We start from the raw sequence: 18,025 nt of genomic DNA, 5'->3' as shown, positions 1-18,025 counted from the left end.
GCGATAGGGCCAGTTGGAATTGTTTGCGTTATAATCTCGCCCTTTAGCCGCCATCCGCCCACGAGGCCGTTGGCGCATCTCTACCGAAAGAAGAGGCTAATCCCTTGGCATTGACGATTCTTGGCCTGTCCGGCGCCCTTAGCCATGACCCTTCCGCGGCCCTGTACATTGACGGCAAGCTGATTGCCGCCGCCGAAGAAGAGCGCTTCGTGCGTGACAAGCATGCGAAGAACCGCATGCCCTACGAGTCGGCGAAGTTCTGCCTGGAGCAGGCAGGCATCAAGCCATCCGACGTCGACGTGGTAGCCATTCCGTTCGCCCCGATCAGCCTGTTCGGCAAGGCCCGCTGGCACTATGCCAAGCGCTACTGGTATGCCCCGGACCGCGCCCTCGACGCGATCCTGATGGGCAACCGTCGCTACAAGCGCTACCGCAAGAAGATCGTCTGGTGCCTGGAGCAACTGGGCTTCGACCCGAAAAAGGTCAAGATCGAACCGGTCGAGCACCACCTGGCTCACGCCTCCAGCGCCTACCACTGCTCGGGTTTCAAGGAAAAGACCGCGATCCTGGGTATTGACGGTAAGGGCGAGTACGCCACGACCTTCTTCGGCTATGGCGAAAACGGCAAGATCCACAAGATCAAGGAATTCTTCGACCCGGACTCCCTGGGCGGCCTGTATGGAGCGATCACCGAGTTCCTCGGTTTCGAAATGCTCGACGGCGAGTTCAAGGTCATGGGCATGGCGCCGTACGGCGATGCCAGCAAATATGACTTCTCGCGCCTGGCCAGCTTCGAGAACGGCGAACTGGTGATCAACACCGAATACGCCAACGTCATCGGCCTGCGCCGCTATAAAGAGAAGGGCAAGGGTTTCTACTTCTCGCCGAAGCTGATCGAGTGGCTGGGCCCTAAGCGCGAAGGCGACATCGCCGACGAGCCGTACATCCACTACGCCGCCAGCATGCAGGCGCTGTTCGAGAAGCTGGCCCTGCAGATGATCGACCATTACCTGGGCGATACCTTGAAGCAGACCGGCAAGCTGGCCTTCGCCGGCGGCTGCGCGCTGAACGTCAAGCTCAACCAGAAGATCATCGCTCGCCCGGATGTGAAGGAGCTGTTCGTTCAGCCTGCTTCCGGTGATGCCGGTACTGCGGTGGGTGCCGCGGCCTATGTGTCCCATGCCCGCGGCGTGCCGGTCGAGAAGATGGAACACGTCTACCTCGGCCCGTCGTACTCCAACGAGGACGTGATCGCCGCCTGTGCCCGTCACCCGGACCAGCCGAAGTGGCGCAAGCTCGACAACATGCCCGAGCAGATCGCCAAGATCATGGTCGACGGCAACCCGGTGGCCTGGTTCCAGGGCCGCATGGAATTCGGCCCGCGCGCCCTGGGTGGTCGTTCGATCATCGGCTGCCCGAGCGTAGAAGGCGTGGCTGACCGCATCAACCACCAGATCAAGTTCCGCGAGCGCTGGAGACCTTTCTGCCCGTCGATGCTCGACACCGTCGCCCCGCAGATGATCAAGGTCGATCACCCGGCGCCGTTCATGACCTTCACCTTCGAAGTGGCTGAAGAGTGGAAAACCCGCGTACCGGAGGTGGTCCACGAGGACGGCACTTCGCGTGCCCAGGTGCTCAAGCGCGAATACAACCCGCGTTACTACGACATGATGAAGGCGCTGGAAAACCTGACCGGCAACGGCGTGTCGCTGAACACCTCGCTGAACCGCCGGGGTGAACCGATGATCTGCTCGCCGACCGATGCCCTGAACATGTTCTTCGGCTCGGACCTGCAGTACCTGATCATGGAAGACATCCTGGTAGTGAAGGACGGCGCGGCCGCGTATGACCAGCCGCTCTGAACCGCGCATCCTGCAGTTCTGCCATGGCTATGACGGGCCGTTTCTGGACTGTGCCCGTCAGTACGCTAGCCTGTTTCAGGGGCGTGGCTACCAGGTCACCACGGTGTTTCTCACCGGCGCCGCCGACCCGCAGGTCGCGGCCGGCTGCGCGTCGGACGAGGTGCTGTTCCTGGAGTTCAGCTCCAAGGCCGTGCGTGGGCTGAAGCTTGGCGCCATCCGTGCTTTGCGGCGGATTGCGGCTGAGCGCCATTTCAGTTTCTGCATCGCCCACCGGTTCAAGCCGATCTATGTCGCCTTGTTGGGCACTGGCCTGCCGGTGATCGGTGTGCACCACGCCTTTGGCGACTATCAGCGCAAAGGGCGGCGGCTGTTTGCCAACCTGTTCAGCAAGCGCCTGAGCCTGCTCGGCGTTTCCGATGCGGTGCGGGACGACATGCGCCGCTGCCTGCCCGCATGGCCGGCTGAACGTATCCAGACCCTGTACAACCGTATCGACATCGAGGCCCTGCAGGCTGCATTGGTGCCTCGGGACGCAGCGCGCGAGGCACTTGGCCTCGACCCTCAGGCGTGGATCGTCGGCAACGTCGGCCGCCTGCACCCGGACAAAGACCAGGCCACGCTGTTGCGCGGTTTTGCCCAAGCGCTGCCGGGGCTGCCTGCTGGCGCGCGCCTGGCGATACTGGGCAAAGGCCGCCTGGAAGCCGAGCTCAAGGCACTGGCTGCCGAGCTGGGTATCGCCGCGCAAGTGGACTTCCTCGGCCAGGTGCCGGATGCCCGCCGTTATTTCACCGCGTTCGATGTGTTCGCTTTGAGTTCGGACCACGAGCCGTTCGGCATGGTCCTGCTTGAAGCCATGGTGGCGGGCGTACCGGTGCTGGCCACGGCCTGCGGCGGTGCCCGCGAAGTGGTCGAAGGTGTGGGTGTGCTGTTCCCGCTCGGTGACGCTGGGCAGCTGGCCCAAGGCCTGAAGCACATGGCCACGCTGGATGAGCAGCAGCGCGAAGCGTGCGCCGAGCACATGCTGCAACGCCTGCGCCAGCGCTTTTCTGACCCGGCGGTGCGCGAGGCCTTCTGGCAGTTGCCGCAGGTGCGTGCCCTGGTGGCGCAGGCGTGATGCTCAATCATATCCAAGCCTTCCGCGAACGCGGCTGGCAAGTCATCGACGCCAACGCGTATGCCGAAGCCTGGGCACGATTTGGCGGCAGCGTGGCCACGCACCCGCTGGTGGTCGAGCAGTTGGCCGAGCTGGCGCAAATTCCCGTGCGCTACTTGGGTTGGCTGCAAGGCGGCGAGCTGAAGGCAGCGATCCCGACGTGGGGGCGCCACCTGGCGCTGTCCAAGGACGTGCTCAAGCGTGCGGGCAAGAAAGGCCTGTTCGACCTCGGCAACGCCGAGATCATCCTGCCGGCCGCCGCCGATGCTGGCGCGCCACTGCGCCATGCCGCGCGTTACCTGTCCGAGCTGAACCAGGGCCGCTTCACCGGGCTCAAGGCGCAGACCGAGCAGTTGGCCATGGCCCGTGCCCACGAGGACCTGTCGAAAAAGTTTCGCTACAACCAGCGCCGCGAGTTGCGTTTGCTGGAAGAGGCGGGCGGGGTGGTGCGGCCGATCAGTGACTTTGACGCCGGCCAGATTGCCGCCATGTACCGTGACCTGTTCCAGCGTCGCTGGGGCTTCCCGGCCACCGGTGCCGAGCGCATTGACGAGGTGCTCGAGCGTTTGCGCGAGTTGTTGATTGGTTCGGTGCTGTTGCTCGACGACAAGCCCATCGCGATTCAGTTGGTGTATCGCGTCGAGGCGCCCGAGTGGATCAGCGTCGAGTACGTCAATGGCGGTGTCGACCCGGAAACCAAGGCGTTCAGCCCCGGGAGCGTGCTGAGCTTCCTGAATACCCAGGCGGCCTGGGAAGACGCCCGGGCGCGTAACAAACCCCTGCGGTTCTCGTTCGGTCGCGCCGACCGCGAGTACAAGGACCGCTGGTGCAATCCCGTGCCGGTGTTTCAGGCGTGAGCCGCAAGCAGCAGTTGCTCAAGCGCCACCGGCGCAACAAGCGCCTGGGCCTGCTTGCAGGCCTGCTCGTGCTGATCGGGCTGGGTGTATTCAGCTGGTGGTGGCTGCCGCTGTTGTTGCTGCCGCTGGTGTGGGCCGCCCACGAGGCCTGGTTCGCGGACCACCTGTTCTACGCGCCCACCGAGGACTATGCCTACAACTTCGGTGAGCAGGCCCGCGCAGCCTCGGCCAGCCTGCAAAACGGCCTGTTGAAGGCCGACGCAGCGCTGCAAGGCGACGAAACCCTGGTCCTGGAGCTGCGGGTAAAGAGCACCTGGTTGGGGCGGTTTCTCGACCCGCGGGTGGAGCTGTTGGCGGATGAGCTGACGGACCGGCAGGCGTTCGAGCGCGGTGTCGACGGGGTTCGCTTCCTCAACCTGACCGGCCTGGCCGCGCCGCTCCAGGCCGGTACGCTGCGTATGCATGGCCGCCATTGCCGGCTGCAGGGCGAACCGCGCCTGTGGATAACCCCCAGCGTCGAGTTGCAGCGCCGTCGCGTGATGGTCATTGCGCCCCATGCCGATGACGCTGAGCTGGCAGCTTATGGCCTGTACAGCCAAGCCGACGAAACCTGGGTGGTCACCCTGACTGCCGGCGAAATCGAAGCCGAGCACTATCAACAGATGGGCTTGGGCAAAGCCGAGGCGGCGCGCCTCAAAGGCCGTTTGCGTGCCTGGGACAGCATTGCCGTGCCGCGCTGGGCGGGCGTGCCGGAATCGCGCTGTGTGCAGTTGGGCTACTTCTGCCTGCAACTGCCGGCCATGCAGGCCGCGCCGGATGTGCCGGCCGCTTCACGCGAAGCCGACATGGCCGATATCCGCCCGTTCCGCCAGTTCAACCCCTTCGCGCTGCCCGCCGACAGTGATGGTGCGCCGACCTGGCACAACCTGCTGGCCGACCTGCGCGCGTTGCTGGCCATGGCCAAGCCCGAAGTGCTGGTCATGCCGCACCCGCAACTCGACCCGCACCCTGACCATATCTGTGCCCAGGCGGCCGTGCTGGAAGCCTTGCAGGGCCTGGAGTGGCAGCCGCAAACGCTGCTGTGCTACGCCAACCACCTGCATGACAACGACCGCTGGCCGATGGGTGACAGTGGCGACGGTGTGGCCTTGCCGCCGCAACTGAGTGCCGACCAGCCGTGGGCGCCGTGCGCGCTGGTGCTGGGCCTGCCGACCCAACACGACAAGGCCATGGCCCTGGGCATGATGCACGACCTGCAGCCCCCAGCGCCGTTCAAGCGCCGCCTGCGCCGCCTGTTGCAACGCTGGCTGGCCGGGCGCCGGCCGTCGCCCTACGGCGAGAACGAATTCTTCCGCAAGGCCGTGCGCCGACATGAACTGTTCTGGCGGCGTGAGCTGTAGGCGCGCCCCCTGGTTGACCGCGATGGCGCTGAGCGCCCAAGGAACGCAATGAAAGTCTTATTTCTGGTGCAGAAGGAACAGCGGGCGATCCTCGACCGCCTGTACGATGGCGTCGCGGCCAACTGCGAATGTGACCTGCGCTGGCTGACCAGTGAAGACCAGCGTAACCTGCGCCGCTACTTCAAACGTGAAGTGCAGGTGGAGCGTTATGACCGCATCGTGTTCTTCCTGCGCTTCAAGCAGGAGATCCGCCAAGTGGCGTTCATCCAGACGGTGCCTAACCTGGTCATCCTCGAGCACGACGCCTACCAGAACTACATCCCCTGCAAGTACACCGGCAAGTTCAGCGCGCATTACCGCAAGCTGCCGTGGGCGCGGGTGATCAGTTCGGGCTACATGGTCAGTGAGCGCCTGCGCCAGGAAGGCTTCGACGCGGTATTCGTGCCCAAAGGCTACGATGAGCACCTGCTGACCGACCAAGGGCGTGAGCGCGACATCGAACTGGCGTTCGTGGGCAGCACCAACAGCGTTGCCTACAGTGGGCGCAAGGCGCTGCTGGACGAGCTGGGGCGGGTCGAGAACCTGGTAGTGACCCGTACCAAGTCGGGCGAGGACTACTGCAACACGCTCAACCGTATTCGTTACTTCGTCAGTGCCGACGTCGGCATGGGCGAGTACATGATCAAGAACTTCGAAGCCATGGCCTGTGGCTGTGTGTTGCTGGCGTTCGACCAGGGCGCGGAAGAAAACCGCGCCCTGGGCCTGCAAGACATGCACAACGTGGTGTTCTACGACAGCATTCCGACCCTCCAGGAAAAGCTTGGCCGTTTGCGGGCCGACCCTGCGCTGGCACAGCGGATTGCAGAAAATGGCCGCCATCTGGCGGTTTCCCGTTTCAGTTTCGGTGAAGTTGGACGTAGCATCGTCGACCACATGCGCCCTGCGCTCAGGCCTCATCCGCCGTTGTCTGCCTGGCAGCGGCTACGCCTGAAGCTGGGTATTTAAAAAGAGCTTTCGTGCCTACGGAGCGGGCGCTGGAAGTCGATTGTCGCAATGCGGAGGGAGTCCGGTGCGCTTTTCAAATGAGAGTGACGTCACGCTGGTCGTGACAAGTTGTGGGCGGTTCGATCTGCTCAAAGATACCCTTGAGAGTTTCGATCGCTACAACACCGCGCCCATTCGCGAAGTCTTCATCACCGAAGATTCAGGTGACGAGGCCGTGCATGGGGCAGTGCCGGAGCACTGGAAACCGCACTGCACGGTGTTCGTCAACCGGCCAAAACTGGGCCAGCTGCCGTCGATCGACCTGGCTTATAGCCACGTCAAGACGCCCTACATCTTCCACTGCGAGGATGACTGGCATTTCTATCGGCAGGGCTTTGTCGAAGATTCCCGGGCCATCCTGGAGGTCAGCCCCAACCTGCTGCAGGTCTGGCTGCGCAGCCATGCCCACGACCTGGCCGTGCACAGCCCCTACATCCACCTGGGCGATCGCCAGGTGATCGCGGGCGTGCCGTGCTACCCATTGCTGTCCGAGAAGGCCGACTGGCAAGCGTTTTCGCTCAACCCCGGCCTGCGTCGACTGAGCGATTATCAGCGCTGTGCGCCATTTGCCGCCTATGCTGGAGAAAAGGCGCTTTCCCGTCGCTATTCAGAGTTAAATCTGACAGCGGTCACCTTGGAGGGTGATGCAGTATTGCACACAGGATTTGGTAATCACGTGACCTTGCCGGTAGAAGTAGAGCGCAAGGCCAAACGTCGTCAACGTGATCGAATAAAGCTGGCATTGACGCTGGTGGCGGGTGCCGTAATCGGCATGGGTATCACCATTTTTGTTCAATGAAGTCGCAGTCCCACCTGACTTGAGCGGGAGAGGGGCGCTAACCCCATGAACATCGTCAATATGATGTGGGCAGGCGGTTCGCCGTACATGTCCATCCACAAGGTTCATCGACAGGTGCTGTCTCATGCGGGCCCCGATGCCAGGATCAGCAACTGGCTGCTATTAGGCAGCGGGCTTTGCTGTGGGCTCGGTTCGACCCGGGAGTGGCACATGCCACCGCGTGCGCTCAAGGGCCGGAACCTGTGGCGCCTGCTGCGCCCGTGGCTGCGCATGCGGCTGCGCAAGGCGCTGGCCGAGGCCCAGGCCGAAATCGTGCTGCTCGATGGTGTCGGCGTCGCCCGGCTGGTGCTGCCGCTGTTGCAGCAGATTCCCAACGTACGCGCCAAGGTGCTGTTCCATGGCAAGACACGGCTGACGGCAAGCGACATCCGCTTGTTGCGCACGCTGCCCGCCGAGCGCCTGAGCATTGCGGCGGTTTCCCATACGCTTGCCGAAGCCCTTGAACGTGATCTCGGCAGGCCCGTACAGACCCTGCGCATGGCGCTGGACCCACGGGCGTTCGTCGAGCCGCTGTTGAGCCGCGAGCAGGCCCGGCAAGCGCTGGCGTTGCAGCCCGGCAATGGGCAGGTGTTGGGTGCAGTGGGGCGGCTGGTCGAAAGCAAAGGCTTTGAAATGCTGATCGAGGCGTTTGCCAAGGCCGCTATCCACAAGCCTGATCTGCAACTCGCCATCATCGGTGAAGGCCCCTTGCATGCCGTGCTGCAAGCGCGCATCGACGAGTTGGGCCTGGCCGGGCGTGTGCACCTGTGCGGTCACCGTGAAGACCTACAGCAGCTCTACCGCGCGTTTGACTGGCTACTGGTGCCTTCGCGGTCAGAAGGCTTGGGGTTGGTCGTGCAAGAGGCGGTGATGGCCGATGTGCCGGTGGTCTGCAGCGACCTGTTGGTCTTCCGTGAGCAGTTGCTGGACACCGGTGGCTACCTGCCAATTGCTGACCAATCAGCCTGGGCCGCGGCGATAGAGCGCTGCAGCGTGCCCGGCGCCACAGCGCTGGCTGCCCGGCAACGCCAGGCATTGGCGCCGGAGCAGGCCTGGCAGGCTTTCCAGAACGGTTCGCAAAGCCTGCTGCGCGGTTAAGTGTTAGCGGGCCAGCAGGGCGGCCTCGAAGTCGGCGAGGGGGAACCGGTCACCCAGGTTCTCCCGCTGAATGTAGTTCACCATGTGCTGCACGTTGCGCCGAATCATGCGTGCAGACAGCGGCGGGCGCAGGAAGCGCATGTCGGCCACGTCGATCAAGCCCAGGCGCTGGTCGGGGGTGACCACGACATTGCCCAGGTGCAACGAGCGGAAGTAGACACCGCTGCGGTGCAGTTGGCGGATCAACTCGATCAACCGCGGCAGGTAAGTGTCCCAGCTGAAGTCAGCGTCGCGCGACATCTGCAGCAGCGTGCGCCCAGGCAGCGGGCGGTACAGCACCGCCGTTCTGCCGGGCAAGTCAAGCTTGTGCTGGCTGATCACCTCAAGGGTAGGAATGCCCAATTGCGCCAGGCGCGCGGCGTTGTCGACGAAGCGCTGGGAATAGGGGCGCAGCAGCGCAGATGAAATCAGTCGCTTGCGACGAAAAACCTTGAGGAAATTACCATTCTCGAGCAGGTAGACTTTGGCGCCATGGCTGTCTGCCTCTAGCACCTGTGCGCCTAGTGTCAGCTGATCGAATTCGACCTGGGTGAGCCGGGAGCATTGCATGAATAGGGCCTTGTCGTCTGGCGAGCAAAATGACCGGCAATAATGCCGAAAATAATGCGGTAGCACCATGGATGGTGTCTTTGATTCATCGGGGGAAAGGATGTTGTATGAAAAAAACTGGGCGCGCGCCTGGTTAGGATTGGGTCTGGTCTGGTTCTTGGCGGCGATTGCGCTGGCGCCCAGCAATAAGCTGTACCAGCAAGGGCTGGTGCTGTTCTTGTGGTTGCCGACGTTGCTGTTGGCGTGGTCTGCCCGGCAGGTGCTGGCTGAGGCTTGGCGGCGCCAGCCGGCGTTGTGGGCGAGCGTGCTGCTGTTGCTGGCCTGGAGCGGGATCAGTTTGGCCTGGTCGCCGTCAGAGGAACCCGGGCGCGAAATCAAGCGGCTGATTTATATCCTGGTGTTTCTGATGGCATTCCCGCTGTTGGCGCAGCGTGGTCAGCGGCGAATTCGCCACTTGTTGGCGTTTGGCAGCGGCTTGCTGGGCCTCGCCGCGCTGATCTCGATCATCAACTTCTATGGTGTGCAGGGCAACCCGCTGCCGGTACGGCTGGGGGGGATCGGCGAGATTTCGCACCCGATCCTGGGCGCTTATGTGATTGGCGCTGCCGCGCTGATGCTGCTTTACCAACCGCCGCGTCATCGCGGCCTGCAGTTGGCCTGGCTGGTGGCGCTGGCCTGCCTGGGGGCCTTCGCGGTGCTTAGCCAGAGCCGTGGCGCGGTGCTGGCCCTGGTCATCACTGTGGTGCTGGCGCCGCTGTGGTTCCGCGACCGCCACAGCCGGCTGTTCGCCATCCTCGCCATGATCGCCACCGCTGCGGCCTTCTACACCCTGTTCAGCCTGATCGCCGAGCGCGGCTCATCGTACCGCCCGGAGATTTTCCATGCGGTGCTGAACATGATCGCCGCCCACCCTTGGACTGGGCTGGGGCTGGGCGCGGCGTACGATGTGAACGCCGTTGGCCTGCACTTCGACCATACCCACAACATGTTCACCCACGTTGCCGTGGAAATGGGCCTGCCCGGCATGCTGCTGTGGGTGGCCGTGTGGCTGTACACCCTGGCTGAAATTGTCCGGGCACGCGGCACGCTGTTCGGCAAGATCCTGCTGTGCTTCTGGGTTTACTCGACCCTGGCCATGCAGTTCGATGCCGCCAGCCTCACCGGTACGCCGCGTGCAGAGTGGTTCATCAGCTGGCTGCCGGTCGGCCTGGCCATGATGTTGCCTTGGGGGCGTGCCGAAAATGACGCCTGTGGTAAAATTTCCGGTTCAACCTGAACAGCGAGCTCGATGATGGCCGAAACACCGCGAACCGCGGAGCATACCTCCAGCCTGAAGATCTACTTCCGGCTGCTGAGCTACGTGAAACCCTATGCCGGCATTTTCCTGCTGAGCATCGTCGGTTTCGTGATCTTCGCCTCGACCCAGCCGATGCTGGCCGGGATCCTCAAGTATTTCGTCGATGGCCTGAGCAATCCGCAAGCGGTGTTGTTCCCTACCGTGCCTTACCTGCGCGACCTGCAGCTGCTGCAGGCGGTGCCGCTGCTGATCATCCTGATCGCGGCCTGGCAGGGGTTGGGCTCGTTTCTGGGCAACTACTTCCTGGCCAAGGTTTCCCTGTGCCTGGTGCATGACCTGCGTGTGGAGTTGTTCAACAAGTTGCTGGTGTTGCCCAACCGCTACTTCGACAACCACAACTCGGGGCACCTGATCTCGCGCATCACCTTCAACGTGACCATGGTCACCGGCGCTGCGACCGACGCGATCAAGGTCGTGATCCGCGAAGGCCTGACGGTGGTCTTCCTGTTCGCCTACCTGCTGTGGATGAACTGGCACCTGACCTTGGTGATGGTTGCCATCCTGCCGGTGATTGCGGTGATGGTCAGCGTTGCCAGCAAGAAATTCCGCAAGCAGAGCAAGAAGATCCAGGTGGCCATGGGCGATGTGACCCACGTCGCCTCCGAGACCATCCAGGGCTATCGCGTGGTGCGCAGCTTCGGCGGCGAGGCTTACGAACAGCAGCGTTTTGGCCGCGCGAGCCAAAGCAACACCGACAAGCAACTGCGCATGACCAAGACCGGCTCGCTGTACACGCCGATGCTGCAGTTGGTGATCTACACCGCCATGGCGGCCTTGATGTTCCTGGTGCTGTACCTCCGTGGTGACTCGACCGCCGGTGACCTGGTGGCCTACATCACCGCGGCTGGTCTGCTGCCGAAACCGATCCGCCAGCTGTCCGAAGTCAGCTCGACCATCCAGAAGGGCCTCGCCGGCGCAGAAAGCATCTTCGAACAGCTCGACGAAGAGCCCGAGGTAGACACGGGCACCCTTGAGAAGGCGCAGGTAGAAGGCCGTCTGGAAGTGCGTAACCTCAGCTTCACCTACCCCGGCACCGACCGTGAGGTGCTGAGCGATATCAGCTTTGTTGCTGAACCGGGGCAGATGATTGCCTTGGTAGGCCGCTCCGGCAGCGGCAAGTCGACCCTGGCGGCGTTGATTCCGCGCTTCTATCACCACGACAAAGGGCAGATTCTGCTCGATGGCGAGGAGATCGAGAACTATCGCCTGCGCAATTTGCGTCGCCATGTGTCCCAGGTCACCCAGCACGTCACCTTGTTCAACGACACGGTCGCCAACAACATCGCCTACGGCGACCTGGCCGGTGCACCGCGCGAGGACATCGAGGCGGCGGCTGCCGATGCCTATGCCAAGGAGTTCGTCGACAAGCTGCCGAAAGGCTTCGATACCGAGGTTGGCGAGAACGGCGTGTTGCTGTCCGGCGGCCAGCGCCAGCGCCTGGCGATTGCCCGCGCGTTGCTCAAGGACGCGCCACTGCTGATCCTCGACGAGGCGACCTCGGCGCTGGATACCGAGTCCGAGCGGCATATCCAGGCCGCACTGGATCACGTGATGGAAGGGCGGACCACCTTGGTCATCGCCCACCGCCTGTCGACCATCGAGAAGGCCGACCTGATTCTGGTGATGGACCAGGGCCGCTTAGTAGAGCGCGGTACCCATGCCGAGTTGCTTCAGGCGAATGGCCATTATGCCCGCCTGCATGCGATGGGCCTGGATGAGCCGGCCAAGGCCGATATCACCTGAACCTCGTTGATCGGGGCCTCGCCGGCCCCGATTGTCACCGGAATTTTCATGGGCCCGATCTGGCCATAAAGCCGTCGCTTACCCTGTGCTAATATCCTGCCCCTGTTCATTATTTTCATATGGGTTGCCCATGAAGTTGTCCATGCCGCGTTTCGATCAAGCCCCGGTACTGGTGGTCGGCGATGTCATGCTCGACCGCTACTGGCATGGCGGTACTTCGCGTATCTCGCCTGAAGCGCCAGTCCCGGTGGTCAAGGTCGATCAGATCGAGGATCGCCCCGGCGGCGCGGCCAACGTTGCCTTGAACATCGCCGCCCTGGGCGCACCGGCGTCGCTGATCGGTGTCACCGGCCAGGACGAGGCCGCCGACAGCCTGGCCAACAGCCTGCAAGCTGCAGGCGTGCGCTCGGTGTTCCAACGCATCGCGCACCAGCCGACCATCGTCAAGTTGCGGGTCATGAGCCGCCACCAGCAGCTGCTGCGTATCGACTTCGAAGAACCGTTCGCCACCGATCCGCTGTCGTTGGGCGCGGAGGTCGACAGCCTGCTCGATGGCGTCAAGGTGCTGGTGTTGTCCGACTACGGCAAAGGTGCGTTGAAAAACCACCAGAGCCTGATCCAGGCCGCACGCGCCAAGGGTATTCCGGTGTTGGCCGACCCCAAGGGCAAGGATTTTTCCATCTACCGCGGTGCCAGCCTGATTACCCCGAACCTCAGCGAGTTCGAAGCCATCGTCGGCCGTTGCGCCGATGAGGCGGAGCTGGTCGCCAAGGGCCTGCAGCTGCTGCTGGACCTCGACCTGGGCGCCTTGCTGGTCACCCGTGGCGAGCATGGCATGACCCTGCTGCGTACCGGCCAACCCGCATTGCACTTGCCGGCCCGGGCGCGTGAAGTGTTCGATGTGACCGGTGCCGGCGATACCGTGATCTCTACCCTGGCGGCAGCCATCGCGGCCGGTGAAGAACTGCCACACGCGGTTGCCTTGGCCAATCTGGCTGCGGGCATCGTGGTGGGCAAACTGGGCACGGCGGCAATCAGCGCGCCTGAGCTGCGCCGGGCGATCCAGCGCGAAGAAGGTTCCGAGCGCGGTGTGCTGGGCCTGGAGCAACTGTTGCTGGCGATTGATGATGCGCGTGCGCACAACGAGAAAATCGTCTTCACCAACGGCTGCTTCGATATTCTGCATGCCGGCCACGTCACCTACCTGGAGCAGGCGCGGGCCCAGGGCGATCGGCTGATCGTCGCGGTCAACGACGATGCGTCGGTCAGCCGCCTTAAAGGCCCAGGCCGCCCGATCAACAGCGTCGACCGCCGCATGGCGGTACTGGCGGGGCTAGGGGCGGTGGATTGGGTGATCAGCTTCCCGGAAGGTACGCCGGAAAACCTGCTGAGCCAGGTGAAGCCGGATGTGCTGGTCAAAGGCGGCGACTATGGTATCGACCAGGTGGTCGGCGCCGATATCGTCAAGGCCTATGGCGGGACCGTGAAGGTGCTCGGGCTGGTTGAAAACAGCTCGACCACGGCGATTGTCGAGAAGATCCGCAAGCATTGATGTACCTGCGCACTGCGCGCTTGTTGTACCTGCACAATGCGCGGTCATTGTAGGAGCAGCCTTGTGCTGCGAAGAGGCCGGTGACAGCACCCTCAATCTATGGTGCTTTCACCGGCCTCTTTGCAGCACAAGGCTGCTCCTACAGGGCGCGCGCGTGAATTTATTTGTTCAGCGAGGTCCGCGCCCGCGCTAGCAGCGCCCGTGCCTTGTCGCCAAACCGCTGCAGGTGTGAAGCCCGACCTGGCTTGGCCTCCACCAAGCCCTGCTGCTTCACCCAATCCCGCCAGCGAATTCGCTCATCGGTGACCACCCAGCCTTCTTGCCGGGCAAAGCTCTCTGCCAGGTAAAGCCCGCGTGTGCTCGCCGGCACCAGCTCGTCCTTTTTCAGCGTATAGAGCTCGGCCAACGGTCGGCCTTCTTCCAATGGCATCAGGTACAGGTCTGGGCGCTTGCGATTCAGCCGGGCCACCAATTGGTCACCTTCCAGGCGTTCGTCGACATGGAACAAGCTGAGTTTTTTGGCGTCCTTGGGTACCTGCAGGCGCATGTCATAGATCAGCTGCAACGAGGCGGTCGGCAGGTGCACGTAAGCCCGCGGCCGCTCCAGCAGCATCAGCTTGCCGCAATGCACCGGCCGTGCCGCGCCAGACTCCGGCGTCAGCACAAAAGGCAGCGCTTCGCGGTAGTGCAGTGCGGCGGCGTAGGGCGCCGGTAGCCAGGTGTCGTTGAAGCGCCCGCCCAGCCAGCCTTCCGGTGTTTCCAGCAAGCACTCCTCGGCCACTTCCTGGACGGCGGTGTGCAGCGGCAAGTTGAGCTCTTGAGCGGGGACGTAGCCTGAAATCAGCTTCAGCACCACGTCGCCACGGTCCTGGCGCCGCTGGCGCACCAGTACCCAGTAATCACGGTTTTGCCAATGCAGGGTCAGGCGTACCGAAACGCCCAGGTTGGCCAGCTCGGCCACGAAACGCTGAGTGTCGGGCAATTGGATGGCCCTGCGCCGCTGTTGGGTCTGGGCGAAGTTCAGCGGCATGCCGATGCTCTGGTAGACCAGGCCTTCGGCAGTTGCCTCGACATGCAGCGGCAGTGTCTTGAAGTTGCTCGGGTTCTTGCGGATCAGCGTACGCGGCACGAGGTTCCTCCTCCTGTCGGACGCCCGCGAGGGCGGCTCAATGCTGGCCCAGAATTCGGGCCACGGTGGCCACGTTATGGGCCAGGTGCAAGGGATTGATGGTGCCGACGATAGCACTGCTGACCCCCGGGTGGGAGAACAGCAGCTCGAAACTGGCCTGCACCGGGTCAACCCCAGGCGCCAGGCAGATATGCCCGCTGGCCAAGGCTTTTTTAACCAGAATCGCCTTGCCGTGCTCGGCAGCGTAGTCCAGCACCGGGCGTTCTGCCTGCTCGTTCAGGTTGTAGGTGACCATGGCGCAGTCGCCCTGTTCCAGGGCTTTGAGGCCGCCAGCGACGGTCTTGCCGGACAGCCCGTAGCCGAGGATCTTGCCTTCCTGCTTGAGGGCGGCCAGTGTCTGGTAGACCTCTTGCTGTTCGAGGATGGCCAAGTCATTGCCGTCGGAATGCACCAACACCAGTTCGATGTGGTCGGTTTCCAGCAGGCGCAGGCTGCGTTCGACCGAGCGGCGGGTATGGGCGGCGCTGAAGTCGAAGTGGGAGAGCCCGTTGTCGAATTCTTCGCCGACCTTGCTGACGATCACCCACTCATCACGCTGGCCGCGCAGCAGCGGGCCAAGGCGCTCTTCGCTGCGGCCATAGGCCGGGGCGGTGTCGATCAGGTTGATCCCCAGTTCGCGCGCCTGGGCCAGCAGCATGCGGGCCTCGTCATCGCCGGGGATGGTGAAACCGGTCGGGTACTTCACGCCTTGGTCGCGGCCCAACTTGACCGTGCCCAGGCCCAGGGGCGAAACGGTGAGGCCGGTGCTGCCCAGGGGGCGATGGAAGTCGTGCAGGGTCGGCAGGCTCATGGCAGCAGTTGCTCCCAAGCAGGTACGCCCAGCGCAGGGCGTGGCAGGCCAGAGAGATCGGCTTGGGCACTGGGGCGTATGCCATCGCGCTCAAGCTTGGCGATTACCCGGTCGCTGAAGTCCGGGGCCAGCGCCAACTTGGTCGGCCAGCCCACCAGCAGGCGTTGCTGGTCGGCAATAAACGCGTTGTCCGGGCGTACCAGGCCCGACTGTGCCGGTTCGGCGCGGTCGACGCGCAATGTCGCCCAGCGAATCTGGCTTTGGTCGACCCACGGCAGCAGGTTGCCGATTTCCTTTTGCGCCGCGGCAATCTGCGCGGCAGGCTCACGCGCTACGCCATCGGCCTCGGCCAGGTCGCCGCCGAGGTACCAGACCCACTGGCCATCCGCCGCCGGGTGGGTGGTAATGGTGACCCGTGGCTTGGGCCCGCCGCCCAGGCAGTGTGCATACAGTGGCTTGAGGTTCGGCCCCTTGGCCATGACCATGTGCAACGGGCGACGTTGCATGGCCGGCTGGCTCAGGCCCAAGGCGTGCAGCACGTCTTCGGTGCCGGCGCCGGCGCTGAGCACGATACGTTGCGCACGGATTTCACGGTCGTCCACGCGCAGGCCAACCAGCTCGTCGCCTTCACGCAGGGGTTCGATGCGTTCGCCGGCGAGCAGGCTGTCGCCGGCCAGTTCGGCCAGGTTGGCCAGCAGGCTGGGCACGTCGATGACCAGCTCGGCCAGGCGATAGACCTTGCCCTTGAAGTCGCGGTCCTGCAGGGCAGGCGGCAGTTGCTCACCCTTGACCTGATCGACGCGGCCGCGCACGGCCTTGCTGGCGAAGAAGCTGGTGAGGTTACCGGCCAGGGTGCCGGGGGACCAGAGGTAGTGCGCGTCGGACAGCAGGCGCGTCTTGCCTAGCGGCAGCTCGCCATCGCCCGCCAAGGCCTCGCGCCAGCGTCGCGGCATGTCGGCGATCGCTTCCGAGGCGCCGGTCAGGGCGCCGTGCAGGGCGTACTTGGTGCCGCCGTGGATGATGCCCTGGGACTTGATGGTCTGCTCGCCACCCAGGCTGGCGCGTTCCACCAGCACGGTCGAATAGCCCTGGCGGCGCAACCGGGCATTGAGCCAGAGGCCTGCGACCCCGGCGCCGACGATCAGCACGTCAGTGGAAATGGCGGTTGGCATGGCGGTACCTCGAAGACTGGGACAGCTGGCAAGTATACAGCCCGCATCAATGCCCGGCAGTTTTCGAAAACAGCTGAATCACAACCACCCCGCCAACGATCATCGCCATGCCCAGCATTGCGGGCACATCCAGCTTCTGCCCGTAGATCACCAGCGCTGCCACACTGATCAGCACAATCCCCAGCCCCGACCAGATGGCATAAGCGATACCCACCGGAATGCTGCGCACCACCAGGGTCAGCATCCAGAAGGCAATGCCATAACCGACCACCATCAACAGCAATGGCAACGGCGTGCTCAGGCCCTTCACTGCTTTCATGGAGGCAGTGGCGATGACTTCGGCGCAGATGGCAATAGCGAGGTAGGTGTAGGCGTTCATGGCAATTCTCCTGTGACTGGTCGGGCATTCTAGACGCCGCCTGGATGCGGTAAAGTCATTACCCATCACCATGGGAGATAGGTTGATGGCGGATCACTGGAACCTCGACCAACTGCGCACCTTCGTCCGCGTCGTCGAGCTGCGCTCGTTCTCCGCCGTTGCCCGTGAGCAGCGCAAGGCGCAGTCGGCAATCAGCACTGCAATCGCCATGCTTGAAGCCGACCTGGGCGTGACCCTGTTCGACCGCAGCAGCGGCCGCCAGCCTAAGTTGACCGAAAACGGTACCGCGCTGTTGGAGGACGCCCGCGAGCTGCTGCGCCAATGCGAGCGCCTCGACGGCCGTGCCCTGGCCCTGATGCGTGGGCAGGAAGCCCTGCTGCGTGTCGCCCAGGACGAGGCCATGCCCTATCAACCGGTGATCGACAGCCTCGATGAACTGGCCAGCCGCTACCCGTACCTGGAAGTGCAACTGGCCAGCGGCGCCCAGGGCGATGTGGCGCGCAAGTTGGTGGAGCGGCGTGCTGACCTTGGCCTGTTCTTTCATCACGAAAGCATGCCTGCATCGCTGGAGCGTCGTGCCTTGGGCAGTGTGGAAATGGTCACGGTGTGCGCGGTCGGCCATCCACTGGCGCAGCAGGCCAAGGTCAACCGCCAGCAATTGGCGCGCCATCGCCAGCTATTGATCGCCCCGCAACAGAGTGGCTACCCCGGGGGCGAGGCGATCAGCCCGCAGATCTGGCGTGCCGACAGCTTCTACGCCATGGCCGAGCTGCTGATGCGTGGCCTGGGCTGGGCGTGGTTGCCCCGGCACGTGGTGCAGTACCCCACTTACCAGGCGCACATGGTCGAGCTCGCCAGCGAGTGGCGGCCACCGGCACTGGTCGTAGAACTGGCTTGGCGCCGTGACGAGCCACTGGGGCCTGCCGCGCAATGGCTGGCCGAGCGCTTTGCGGTGCACCTGCGCGCGATCGGGTAAACTTCG

16 protein-coding genes are annotated in these 18,025 nt (G+C 63.6%); 11 read left to right on the top strand and 5 right to left on the bottom strand.

The features are described 5' to 3' along the window. The first annotated feature begins 104 nt into the window (after positions 1-104). The 7 genes from AC5PZ0_RS19285 (at position 105) to AC5PZ0_RS19255 (ending at position 8,252) form a co-directional block, all read left to right on the top strand. The gene (locus AC5PZ0_RS19285) at positions 105-1,862 is read left to right on the top strand and encodes a carbamoyltransferase family protein (protein ID WP_027592485.1); all 1,758 of its coding nucleotides are present in this window, start codon (positions 105-107) and stop codon (positions 1,860-1,862) included. Next, a complete protein-coding gene (locus AC5PZ0_RS19280; RefSeq protein WP_493855518.1) occupies positions 1,846-2,976 on the top strand; it encodes a glycosyltransferase in 1,131 nt (376 codons plus the stop codon). The genes AC5PZ0_RS19285 and AC5PZ0_RS19280 overlap by 17 nt, the downstream gene beginning before the upstream one ends. Beyond that, on the top strand, positions 2,976-3,872 hold the full coding sequence (locus AC5PZ0_RS19275) for an antimicrobial resistance protein Mig-14 (RefSeq protein WP_027592487.1): 897 nt from the start codon (positions 2,976-2,978) through the stop codon (positions 3,870-3,872). The genes AC5PZ0_RS19280 and AC5PZ0_RS19275 overlap by 1 nt, the downstream gene beginning before the upstream one ends. Next, a complete protein-coding gene (locus tag AC5PZ0_RS19270; protein ID WP_493855520.1) occupies positions 3,869-5,272 on the top strand; it encodes a PIG-L deacetylase family protein in 1,404 nt (467 codons plus the stop codon). Before AC5PZ0_RS19275 ends, AC5PZ0_RS19270 begins: the two co-directional genes overlap by 4 nt. A gap of 48 nt (positions 5,273-5,320) precedes the next feature. After that, the gene (locus AC5PZ0_RS19265; protein WP_493855517.1) at positions 5,321-6,277 is read left to right on the top strand and encodes a glycosyltransferase family protein; all 957 of its coding nucleotides are present in this window, start codon (positions 5,321-5,323) and stop codon (positions 6,275-6,277) included. 64 nt (positions 6,278-6,341) lie between these two features. Beyond that, complete coding sequence (locus AC5PZ0_RS19260) at positions 6,342-7,115, top strand: glycosyltransferase family 2 protein (protein ID WP_027592490.1); 774 nt, start codon at positions 6,342-6,344, stop codon at positions 7,113-7,115. Between the two features lie 45 nt (positions 7,116-7,160). Beyond that, entirely contained in the window at positions 7,161-8,252 is a 1,092-nt protein-coding gene (locus tag AC5PZ0_RS19255; RefSeq protein WP_493855516.1) for a glycosyltransferase, read from the top strand. A gap of 3 nt (positions 8,253-8,255) precedes the next feature. Here the strand turns inward: AC5PZ0_RS19255 and AC5PZ0_RS19250 are convergent, their stop codons facing one another. Then, on the bottom strand, positions 8,256-8,861 hold the full coding sequence (locus AC5PZ0_RS19250) for a hypothetical protein (protein WP_027592492.1): 606 nt from the start codon (positions 8,859-8,861) through the stop codon (positions 8,256-8,258). A gap of 100 nt (positions 8,862-8,961) precedes the next feature. On the opposite strand from AC5PZ0_RS19250, the gene AC5PZ0_RS19245 reads away from it, so the two are divergent. The 3 genes from AC5PZ0_RS19245 to hldE all read left to right on the top strand — a co-directional run bounded on the left by AC5PZ0_RS19245 (position 8,962) and on the right by hldE (position 13,513). Continuing rightward, positions 8,962-10,137, top strand: coding sequence for an O-antigen ligase family protein (locus AC5PZ0_RS19245; RefSeq protein WP_493855515.1), 1,176 nt, complete (start codon positions 8,962-8,964; stop codon positions 10,135-10,137). A gap of 15 nt (positions 10,138-10,152) precedes the next feature. After that, a complete protein-coding gene (msbA, locus tag AC5PZ0_RS19240; RefSeq protein ID WP_027592494.1) occupies positions 10,153-11,961 on the top strand; it encodes a lipid A export permease/ATP-binding protein MsbA in 1,809 nt (602 codons plus the stop codon). A gap of 130 nt (positions 11,962-12,091) precedes the next feature. Then, positions 12,092-13,513, top strand: coding sequence for a bifunctional D-glycero-beta-D-manno-heptose-7-phosphate kinase/D-glycero-beta-D-manno-heptose 1-phosphate adenylyltransferase HldE (hldE, locus tag AC5PZ0_RS19235; RefSeq protein ID WP_027592495.1), 1,422 nt, complete (start codon positions 12,092-12,094; stop codon positions 13,511-13,513). Between the two features lie 160 nt (positions 13,514-13,673). On the opposite strand, the gene AC5PZ0_RS19230 is transcribed toward hldE, so the two are convergent. The 4 genes from AC5PZ0_RS19230 to AC5PZ0_RS19215 are packed head-to-tail and all read right to left on the bottom strand — an operon-like array spanning position 13,674 to position 17,043. Continuing rightward, positions 13,674-14,642: a hypothetical protein gene (locus tag AC5PZ0_RS19230; RefSeq protein ID WP_027592496.1), complete on the bottom strand. Its 969-nt coding sequence runs from the start codon at positions 14,640-14,642 to the stop codon at positions 13,674-13,676. A 37-nt stretch (positions 14,643-14,679) separates the two neighbouring features. After that, entirely contained in the window at positions 14,680-15,492 is an 813-nt protein-coding gene (locus AC5PZ0_RS19225; protein WP_085272294.1) for an aldo/keto reductase, read from the bottom strand. Then, positions 15,489-16,664 carry an NAD(P)/FAD-dependent oxidoreductase gene (locus tag AC5PZ0_RS19220; RefSeq protein ID WP_493855514.1) on the bottom strand — a complete coding sequence of 392 codons (1,176 nt, stop codon included), beginning with the start codon at positions 16,662-16,664 and terminating at the stop codon, positions 15,489-15,491. The genes AC5PZ0_RS19225 and AC5PZ0_RS19220 overlap by 4 nt, the downstream gene beginning before the upstream one ends. A 46-nt stretch (positions 16,665-16,710) precedes the next feature. Beyond that, the gene (locus AC5PZ0_RS19215; RefSeq protein ID WP_008095055.1) at positions 16,711-17,043 is read right to left on the bottom strand and encodes a DMT family transporter; all 333 of its coding nucleotides are present in this window, start codon (positions 17,041-17,043) and stop codon (positions 16,711-16,713) included. Positions 17,044-17,128: 85 nt separating this feature from the next. Between AC5PZ0_RS19215 and AC5PZ0_RS19210 the strand changes: the two genes are divergently transcribed. Next, complete coding sequence (locus AC5PZ0_RS19210; protein ID WP_493855513.1) at positions 17,129-18,019, top strand: LysR family transcriptional regulator; 891 nt, start codon at positions 17,129-17,131, stop codon at positions 18,017-18,019. Positions 18,020-18,025: the final 6 nt, after the last annotated feature.

Source organism: Pseudomonas sp. 5.2 (assembly GCF_059025405.1).
The sequence above is the reverse complement of the archived record's forward strand: the minus strand, read 5'-3'. Positions and strand labels throughout refer to the sequence as shown.

What these genes read in the sequence shown, in the direction of transcription:
- AC5PZ0_RS19280 (WP_493855518.1), top strand. Translation starts at nt 1,846, where the DNA reads ATGACCAGCCGCTCTGAACCGCGCATCCTGCAGTTCTGCCATGGCTAT.
- AC5PZ0_RS19275 (WP_027592487.1), top strand. Translation starts at nt 2,976, where the DNA reads ATGCTCAATCATATCCAAGCCTTCCGCGAACGCGGCTGGCAAGTCATC.
- AC5PZ0_RS19265 (WP_493855517.1), top strand. Translation starts at nt 5,321, where the DNA reads ATGAAAGTCTTATTTCTGGTGCAGAAGGAACAGCGGGCGATCCTCGAC.
- AC5PZ0_RS19255 (WP_493855516.1), top strand. Translation starts at nt 7,161, where the DNA reads ATGAACATCGTCAATATGATGTGGGCAGGCGGTTCGCCGTACATGTCC.
- AC5PZ0_RS19250 (WP_027592492.1), bottom strand. Translation starts at nt 8,861, where the DNA reads ATGCAATGCTCCCGGCTCACCCAGGTCGAATTCGATCAGCTGACACTA.
- AC5PZ0_RS19245 (WP_493855515.1), top strand. Translation starts at nt 8,962, where the DNA reads ATGTTGTATGAAAAAAACTGGGCGCGCGCCTGGTTAGGATTGGGTCTG.
- msbA (WP_027592494.1), top strand. Translation starts at nt 10,153, where the DNA reads ATGGCCGAAACACCGCGAACCGCGGAGCATACCTCCAGCCTGAAGATC.
- hldE (WP_027592495.1), top strand. Translation starts at nt 12,092, where the DNA reads ATGAAGTTGTCCATGCCGCGTTTCGATCAAGCCCCGGTACTGGTGGTC.
- AC5PZ0_RS19225 (WP_085272294.1), bottom strand. Translation starts at nt 15,492, where the DNA reads ATGAGCCTGCCGACCCTGCACGACTTCCATCGCCCCCTGGGCAGCACC.
- AC5PZ0_RS19220 (WP_493855514.1), bottom strand. Translation starts at nt 16,664, where the DNA reads ATGCCAACCGCCATTTCCACTGACGTGCTGATCGTCGGCGCCGGGGTC.
- AC5PZ0_RS19215 (WP_008095055.1), bottom strand. Translation starts at nt 17,043, where the DNA reads ATGAACGCCTACACCTACCTCGCTATTGCCATCTGCGCCGAAGTCATC.
- AC5PZ0_RS19210 (WP_493855513.1), top strand. Translation starts at nt 17,129, where the DNA reads ATGGCGGATCACTGGAACCTCGACCAACTGCGCACCTTCGTCCGCGTC.